At 55.0% G+C, this 6,875-nt stretch carries 4 protein-coding genes; 1 reads left to right on the forward strand and 3 read right to left on the reverse strand.

The window, feature by feature from the left end:
- The first annotated feature begins 33 nt into the window (after window positions 1–33).
- Window positions 34–1,503 (forward strand): arylsulfatase, encoded by a 1,470-nt coding sequence (locus IE099_RS13890; RefSeq protein WP_189570872.1) that lies wholly within the window; start codon window positions 34–36, stop codon window positions 1,501–1,503.
- A 92-nt stretch (window positions 1,504–1,595) separates the two neighbouring features.
- Here the strand turns inward: IE099_RS13890 and IE099_RS13895 are convergent, their stop codons facing one another.
- From IE099_RS13895 to IE099_RS13905, 3 genes are all read right to left on the reverse strand, one after another.
- Window positions 1,596–2,186, reverse strand: coding sequence for a transposase (locus tag IE099_RS13895; protein ID WP_189570875.1), 591 nt, complete (start codon window positions 2,184–2,186; stop codon window positions 1,596–1,598).
- Window positions 2,187–2,273: 87 nt separating this feature from the next.
- Complete coding sequence (locus tag IE099_RS13900) at window positions 2,274–5,048, reverse strand: bifunctional aconitate hydratase 2/2-methylisocitrate dehydratase (protein WP_189570877.1); 2,775 nt, start codon at window positions 5,046–5,048, stop codon at window positions 2,274–2,276.
- A 282-nt stretch (window positions 5,049–5,330) separates the two neighbouring features.
- Window positions 5,331–6,113: a hypothetical protein gene (locus IE099_RS13905; protein ID WP_189570879.1), complete on the reverse strand. Its 783-nt coding sequence runs from the start codon at window positions 6,111–6,113 to the stop codon at window positions 5,331–5,333.
- Between the last annotated feature and the right edge of the window lie 762 nt (window positions 6,114–6,875).

Raw genomic sequence — 6,875 nt, forward strand, 5'->3', positions numbered from 1 at the left:
TGTGATTGGATTCGAGTGGTTCTAGTTTCAGGGATGCGTCTCTTTTCCGCCTTTGCCAGTCTGCTGGCTGCACCCAGTGTCCTCGTTCTGTCGCTTTCTTCGTCGCTTGTTGGAGCCGAGAAACCGAACTTTGTGTTCATCCTGAGTGACGATGTCGCGCAAGGAGACTTGGGAATTTACGGTCAGGAGTTGATTCAAACCCCACGGCTCGATGCGTTGTGCAAAGAGGGAACCCGCTACACGCAGGCGTATTGTGGTACCACGGTTTGTGCTCCCAGTCGGGCGTCGTTTTTCACTGGAAAGCATTCCGGTCATTGCGCCATTCGCGGGAACTACGAACTGCCCCCCGAGGGTCAACTTCCGGTGCCAGCGGAGACCTTGACCATTGCGGAAGTGGCAAAGGCTGGCGGCTATGCTACCGCGACTTTTGGAAAATGGGGGATGGGATTCTTCGATACCGAAGGCAGCCCTTTCAAGCAGGGGATGGATCGCTTCTATGGCTACAACTGCCAGCGCCATGCGCACTCCTACTTTCCCACCTATCTTTGGGACAATGACGTTCCGGTCAAGCTTCCCGGAAACACCGGCCAAGGGGTTGGGGAGACCTATTCTCAAGCCCTCATTCAAAAGGAGATGTTGGAGTGGGTTCGCGAGCAGAAGGAGAATCCTTTCTTTCTCTTCTACGCCATCACGTTGCCTCACGGTCCCCACGAGATTGATGACTTCGGAATCTATCAGGACAAGCCTTGGAGCGATCGCCAAAAATCTTATGCCGCGCAAGTGACTCGCATCGACCGCGACATCGGTGAGCTGGTGGACGTGCTCAAGGAGTTGGGCCAGGACAAGAATACCCTCATCGTCTTTGCGGGTGACAATGGCTCTTCGTTCAACCCCAATTCCGAGATTGGCAAACTCTTTCAGCAAGACGCCAATGGTCTCCGCGGCTACAAGCGCGGAATGTATGAAGGCGCGCTGCGGCAAGCAGCCTTCGCCTGGTGGCCGGGTGTTGTGCCCGCGGGCCGGGTGAGTGACGAGCCTTGGGCTTTCTGGGACCTGATGCCAACCTTCGTGGAACTAGCAGGGATCGAGGAACCGGCAGGCTATCAGACCGACGGACTTTCACTGGCCTCTTACCTCAAGGGAGGGCCCGCTCCAGAGCGCGACTATTTCTATTGGGAGCTTCATGAAGAAAGGGGAGAGGTGGGTGCCTTTCAAGCGGCACGCTGGCAAGATTGGAAGGCTGTTAGAAATGGTTTCAAGAAGCCGATTGAGATCTATGACCTAGCCAAGGACGCGGGTGAAAAGAACGACCTCGCAAAGGACCACCCCGATTTGGTCGCAAAAGCGAAAGCCATCTTCGAAAACGCACACCAGGAAGACCCCAACTGGCCGCTCACCCATCGTGCGGAAGAACGGACCAAGGTTTCCAACGAAGCTTGGGCCGTCAAAAAGAAGCGCAACGCTTCGCAATATGTCCCAGCCAACGCTGTGCCCTTAAAGTAGTTTTTGGGGAGCGTTGCCTTCCAGGCTTACGGGGTGGATATACGTTAGGCTGGAAGCACCCAAGGGCATTTTACCAACGCTCCTTACGCTTCCTATTTTTGCCAGTGGTGGTAGTGGGTGGGGGGAAGGTTTTTGGGATTTTCGGCGATGTAGTTTCGGGTCCAGTTTAGGTGTCTTTCGGAACGGATGAGACGGTCCCAATAGGTTTTCTGCCAGAGCTTACCTTTGGTGTTAAGAGCCTTGTTGATTTCGTTGGCGGCGAAGCTTTTGAGGGAGTGAAGTATGTCCTCAAGCGGCCAACCTTCTTTTAGGATAAGAAGGACGTGGACGTGATTAGGCATCACGACAAAGCAGTCGAGTTGATAGCGTTGGGCATCAAAATGATGAAGGGCGCCAGTGACAATTCGATGATGTTCCCGGAGGCAACAGGAGCCGTGGTGTTGATCGAGTTTGTCTTCGAGAGGAAGGGTGAAGCAACGGTTGTATTCGGCGGCGGTTTTTAGATCCCAGGGTTTGGGATGGCGGGTGAGCCACGTTTCTCGCTCGTTTCTGATTTTATCGACGACTTCTTTGGGAAGAGAGTCGGCAAGACGCCAAGTGATGAAGACGAAGACTCCATCCTGGTGCCAATGGGGGAGGCGAAAGCGATGTTTCTCGATCGGTTTTTGAGGATCGAGAAACATGGCTTATTAGGGAGCGTTGCCTTCTAGGCTTACGGATTGGATACAACGTTAGGCTGGAAGCACCCAAGGGCATTTCACCAACGCTCCTTAAGCGACCATTTCTTTGACAGGTGGGGCGAACTTGGTGAGGTCGATGCCTTGGACGGCGGTTTTGTATTCTTCCAGGTTCGGGGTGCGGCCGAGGATGCTGCTGAGGACGACCACGGGGGTGGAGCTGAGCAGGGACTCGCCTTTCTTGCGCTCGGAGTCTTCCACCACGCGGCCTTGGAAGAGGCGGGTGGAGGTGGCCATCACGGTGTCGCCTTTGGCAGCCTTCTCTTGGTTGCCCATGCAGAGGTTGCAGCCGGGGCGCTCGAGATACATCATGTTTTCGTATTCGGTGCGGGCCGCGCCTTTGGGGGCGTTGTCGTCGAACTCGAAGCCAGAGTATTTCTGCAAAATGTCCCAGTCACCTTCAGCTTTCAGCTCGTCGATGATGTTGTAGGTCGGCGCTGCGACGACGAGAGGGGCGTTGAATTTCACTTCGCCTTGCGTCTCTTCGACGTTCCTGAGCATCTTGGAAAGAATCTTGAGGTCGCCCTTGTGCACCATGCAGGAGCCGACGAAGCCGAGGTCCACTTTCTTACTGCCTCCGTAGTAGGAGAGCGGGTTGATGGAGTCGTGGGTGTAGCGCTTGGAGACGTCCTCGTGATTGACCTCGGGGTCGGCAATCATGGGCTCCACGATTTCGTCGAGGTTGACTTCCAGTTCTGCGAAATACTTGGCGTTGGCATCGGGTGCGAGAGGGGGCTTTTCGCCTGAACGAATTTGGTCAATGCGCTTGTTCGCTTTGTCGATGAGGCCTTGCAGGACATTCTTTTCGTTATCCATGCCCTTGTCGATCATCACTTGGATGCGGGACTTGGCGATCTCGAGGGACTCGATGAGCGTCTCGGGCTGGGAGATGCAGATAGAGGCTTTCGCTTTCATCTCCGCAGTCCAGTCGGTGAAGGTGAAGGCCTTGTCCGCCTGCAGGGTGCCGATGTGGACTTCGATGATGCGGCCTTGGAAAACATTGTCGCCGCCGAACTTGTCGAGCATCTGGGACTGGGTGGCGTGGACCACATCGCGGAAGTCCATGTGGTCGGCCATTTTGCCCTTGAAGGTGACTTTGACGGACTCGGGGATGGGCATGGCTGCTTCGCCGGTAGCGAGGGCGAGGGCCACGGTGCCGGAGTCGGCTCCGAAGGCGACGCCCTTGGACATGCGGGTGTGGGAGTCCCCACCGATGATGATGTCCCAGTCGTCGACGGTGAGGTCGTTGAGGACTTTGTGGATGACGTCGGTCATGGCGTGGTAGTCGCCCTCGGGATCACGCGCGGTGATGAGGCCGAAGTCGTTCATGAACTTCATCAGTTTAGGGATGTTAGCTTGTGCTTTTTTATCCCAAACGGAAGCAGTGTGGCAGCCGGACTGATAGCCCGCATCGACGATGGGGGAGATCACGGTGGCGGCCATGGCTTCGAGTTCCTGCATGGTCATCAAGCCTGTCGTGTCCTGGGAGCCAACCACGTTCACTTCGACGCGAACGTCGGAACCGGCATGAAGAGTCTTGCCGGGAGTGGTGCCCACTGCGTTGCGGTTGAAGATTTTTTCCACTGCAGTGAGGCCTTGGCCTTCATGGGAGATTTCTTTGGCAGGAGAGAAAACCACGGGAGCTTCGACACCGAGGGTTTTGGCAGCAAAGGTCTGGAGCTTTTTCCCGAAGACGATGGCGTAGGAGCCACCCGCTTTCATGAACTCGACCTTTTGTGGAGTGAAGGCCTTGGTGATGTCGTGCACTTCCTTGCCGTCGATGAGGAGCTTTTTGCTCTTGGTATTGATGGTGAGGATGGTGCCGGTCTCGACGGAGTAAGCTTGTTCGAGGATGGGTTCGCCGTCTTCGTCGGTGACGGTGTTGCCCTCAGCGTCTTTCTTGCGGACCCAGTTCTGGAGGTCGAGGCCGATGCCGCCGGTGACATCCACGGTGGTGAGGAAGATGGGGGAAATGCCGTTGGTGCCGGCTACGATGGGAGCGTAGTTGACGAAGGGGACATATTTGGAGGCCTGTTTGCCGGTCCAGAGGGCGACGTTGTTGACGCCAGACATGCGGGAGGAGCCCACGCCCATGGTGCCTTTTTCGGCCACCAGCATCACGCTCTTGTCGGGATGAAGTTTCTGCAGCGCTTGGATTTTGCTCTGAGCTTCGGGAGAGATGAGGCACTTGCCATGGAGCTCGCGATCGGAGCGGGAGTGGGCCTGGTTGCCGGGGGAGAGGAGGTCGGTGGAGATGTCGCCCTCGCCAGCGATGAAAGAGACCACTTTGATTTCCTCGGGGAGCTCGGGGAGTTTGGTGAAGAACTCGGCGGCGGCGTAGCTTTCGAGAATGTCTTTGCAGATGGGGCAGCCGGCCTCGAAGGCTTCCTTGAGGCGAGCCATGTCGGCGTCGTAGAGGAAGGTCTGGGTCTTGAGGACCTCTGCCGCCTGCTTGGCGATTTCAACATCCGTGCCGTTGATGACGAGGTTCAGCAGCGAGTTGATGGAAGCTCCGCCCTTCATGTGGCCGAGCAATTCGAAGGCGAACTCGGGGGTGATTTCGGGGACGGATTCGTTGCCGAGGATGATTTCCTCGAGGAAGCGCGCCTTTTCGCCGGCAGCTGGGGTGGTGCCGGGAACGGTGTTGTAGATGAGGAACTTGAGAGACTCCTCGCGGTGCTCGTTGGCGGGGTCCTTGATTTGGGAAATGATCTCGGCCGTGAGCTCACCGCTATCGATGGGCTTGGGGTGAAGGTCTTCGGCTTTGCGTTCTTCGATTTCGGCGAGGTAGTCGGTGTAGAGGCTCATTTGTCTTTTGCGCGGGAATGTGAGGGATGAAAACCCGTTTGAAAATGCTGAATTTGGAGGGATTCTGTCCACAAATCGAATCAGTCCGACACGAGCCTCCCAATGAGATGAGAGGGGGCAGCCAATTCTATTCGTTTTGGTCGGTTCGACACAGAGCTCACGTTGGAAAAAAGAAACCCCAATTCAGTTTCAAGAACAGACTCCAGGCACTCCTGGATTGCAGGCACGCCTGGGGACTTGAAACCCAATTGGGGTGGGAAGGGGGCTGTTCAGAAGAGTTTTCTATCGACGACGACGAAGGAGAACAGGAGCAGCTAGCATCGCAAGAATTGCGGTGGAGGGCTCGGGAATAACAACCTCGGATTCGACTACACCCAAGGTGTAGCTGGAGCGGAAGGCACTCGTTCCAGAGGTGGTCGTAATATCAAGGGTAAGGTCACTGAGGTCGCCTGAAAACTTTCCGCTATATGCAGATTCCGAAGTATTACTGCGGCCGGCGTTGCCTGACACAGTGAGACCGTCTGAGGAAAGAACCGAGTCTGTGGCCTGGGAGGGGTCTCCTCCTGGGGTTCCCCCGGGAATGATGTTGGTGCCAATGTAGTCGATGGAGTTCAGTCCGGTCGATAGCCGCAATTCCTCTCCGTTCTCAGGATTACTACTGCCTTGCGCTTCCACATCTTCAAAGTAGAGAACGAGGTCTCCTTGGAGGAATGTGAAAGGATTGGTCGTTCCCGTCTCAAAGAACTGGAGGTTGATCGTGGAGATGCCTCGGTCGCGAATCTCCACCAGGAGACCGCCTCCAATCTCACCAGAATGAACAATCATGTCGTTGTCACGGTCTGTCTCGGAATAGGTTACGACCACGTCCAAATTCTGGTAGTAGGGGTGACTGGGAAATTCATCTCCCAAGTTCCATTGGATTGTCGATACCGATGGGGTCGTTCTCGAGTTGCCAGCAATGGTAACTCCGTCCCAGTTAATAAAGGACGCAGCGGCATCGAGTTGGAGAGTGCCGAGGGGAATGAGTGAAATAGCGAGGGCTAAGGGGGGTGTTTCAACTTTCATAAATAGGGGATGGTTTTCCTTACTATAAAAGATATGTGAAGGTCAATAAAACTAAAATTATTCTTAGGCCTGAGCTTGATTTACCAACCGAGCTTGCTTCGTATCGTTAATCCAAGCAACGTCGATATCTCGGATCGCCCCGTGTCCTATCGATGAATTTCGCTCCCTCCGGCGCGATAATCAGGGAGGCGGTTCATGTGTAATTAAGGCGCCCAGTGAAGGATGACGGAGTTACCGAGAACCACGAATTGAGGCGGGGAGAGTAAATGCAGGGAGGGAATCGGGCCGCGAAAGAGAAGTTCCGTGGGGGAGCGCAATCGTGAAACTCGGGAATGCTACGAAATCGAGGTTATGTGCTTCTTTACGACAAGAGGCGTGGAAGGACTTTAAAAGTGCGCGGCGGGATGAATTTTTTGAAATTTTGTCGCGATGAGTCTTTATTTGAGCGGGAGTCTTCTGCTTGGGATGGCTAGTCAGGTAGAGGAATAAAGTCGGCTTGGATACGATAGAAGTTCTTTGGGGAACTGGTGGTTGTGTCGGTAAGGATGGTGCCCTCGCCGGCAAGAATCTCGACGCCAAAATTAGTGGTTCCGCCATTGTCCGGATTCTCCGAAGCATAGACGGTTTCCCAAGGGTCGGCGAGGCCGAGGTCCGATGAAGTGCGCGAGAATTCTGGACCACTCGCTAACCCACGAATAGAATATGAATGTGAAATCCCGCAGACGCTTCTCTCCAGAATTCAAAGCTCAAGCACTTGAACTT

The sequence above is a fragment of the Roseibacillus persicicus genome (genome assembly GCF_014651675.1).
Lineage (GTDB): Bacteria > Verrucomicrobiota > Verrucomicrobiia > Verrucomicrobiales > Akkermansiaceae > Roseibacillus > Roseibacillus persicicus.

Excerpts from the sequence above, each read along its gene's own strand:
- IE099_RS13890 (WP_189570872.1), top strand. The coding sequence starts at position 34 with ATGCGTCTCTTTTCCGCCTTTGCCAGTCTGCTGGCTGCACCCAGTGTC.
- IE099_RS13895 (WP_189570875.1), bottom strand. The coding sequence starts at position 2,186 with ATGTTTCTCGATCCTCAAAAACCGATCGAGAAACATCGCTTTCGCCTC.
- IE099_RS13900 (WP_189570877.1), bottom strand. The coding sequence starts at position 5,048 with ATGAGCCTCTACACCGACTACCTCGCCGAAATCGAAGAACGCAAAGCC.
- IE099_RS13905 (WP_189570879.1), bottom strand. The coding sequence starts at position 6,113 with ATGAAAGTTGAAACACCCCCCTTAGCCCTCGCTATTTCACTCATTCCC.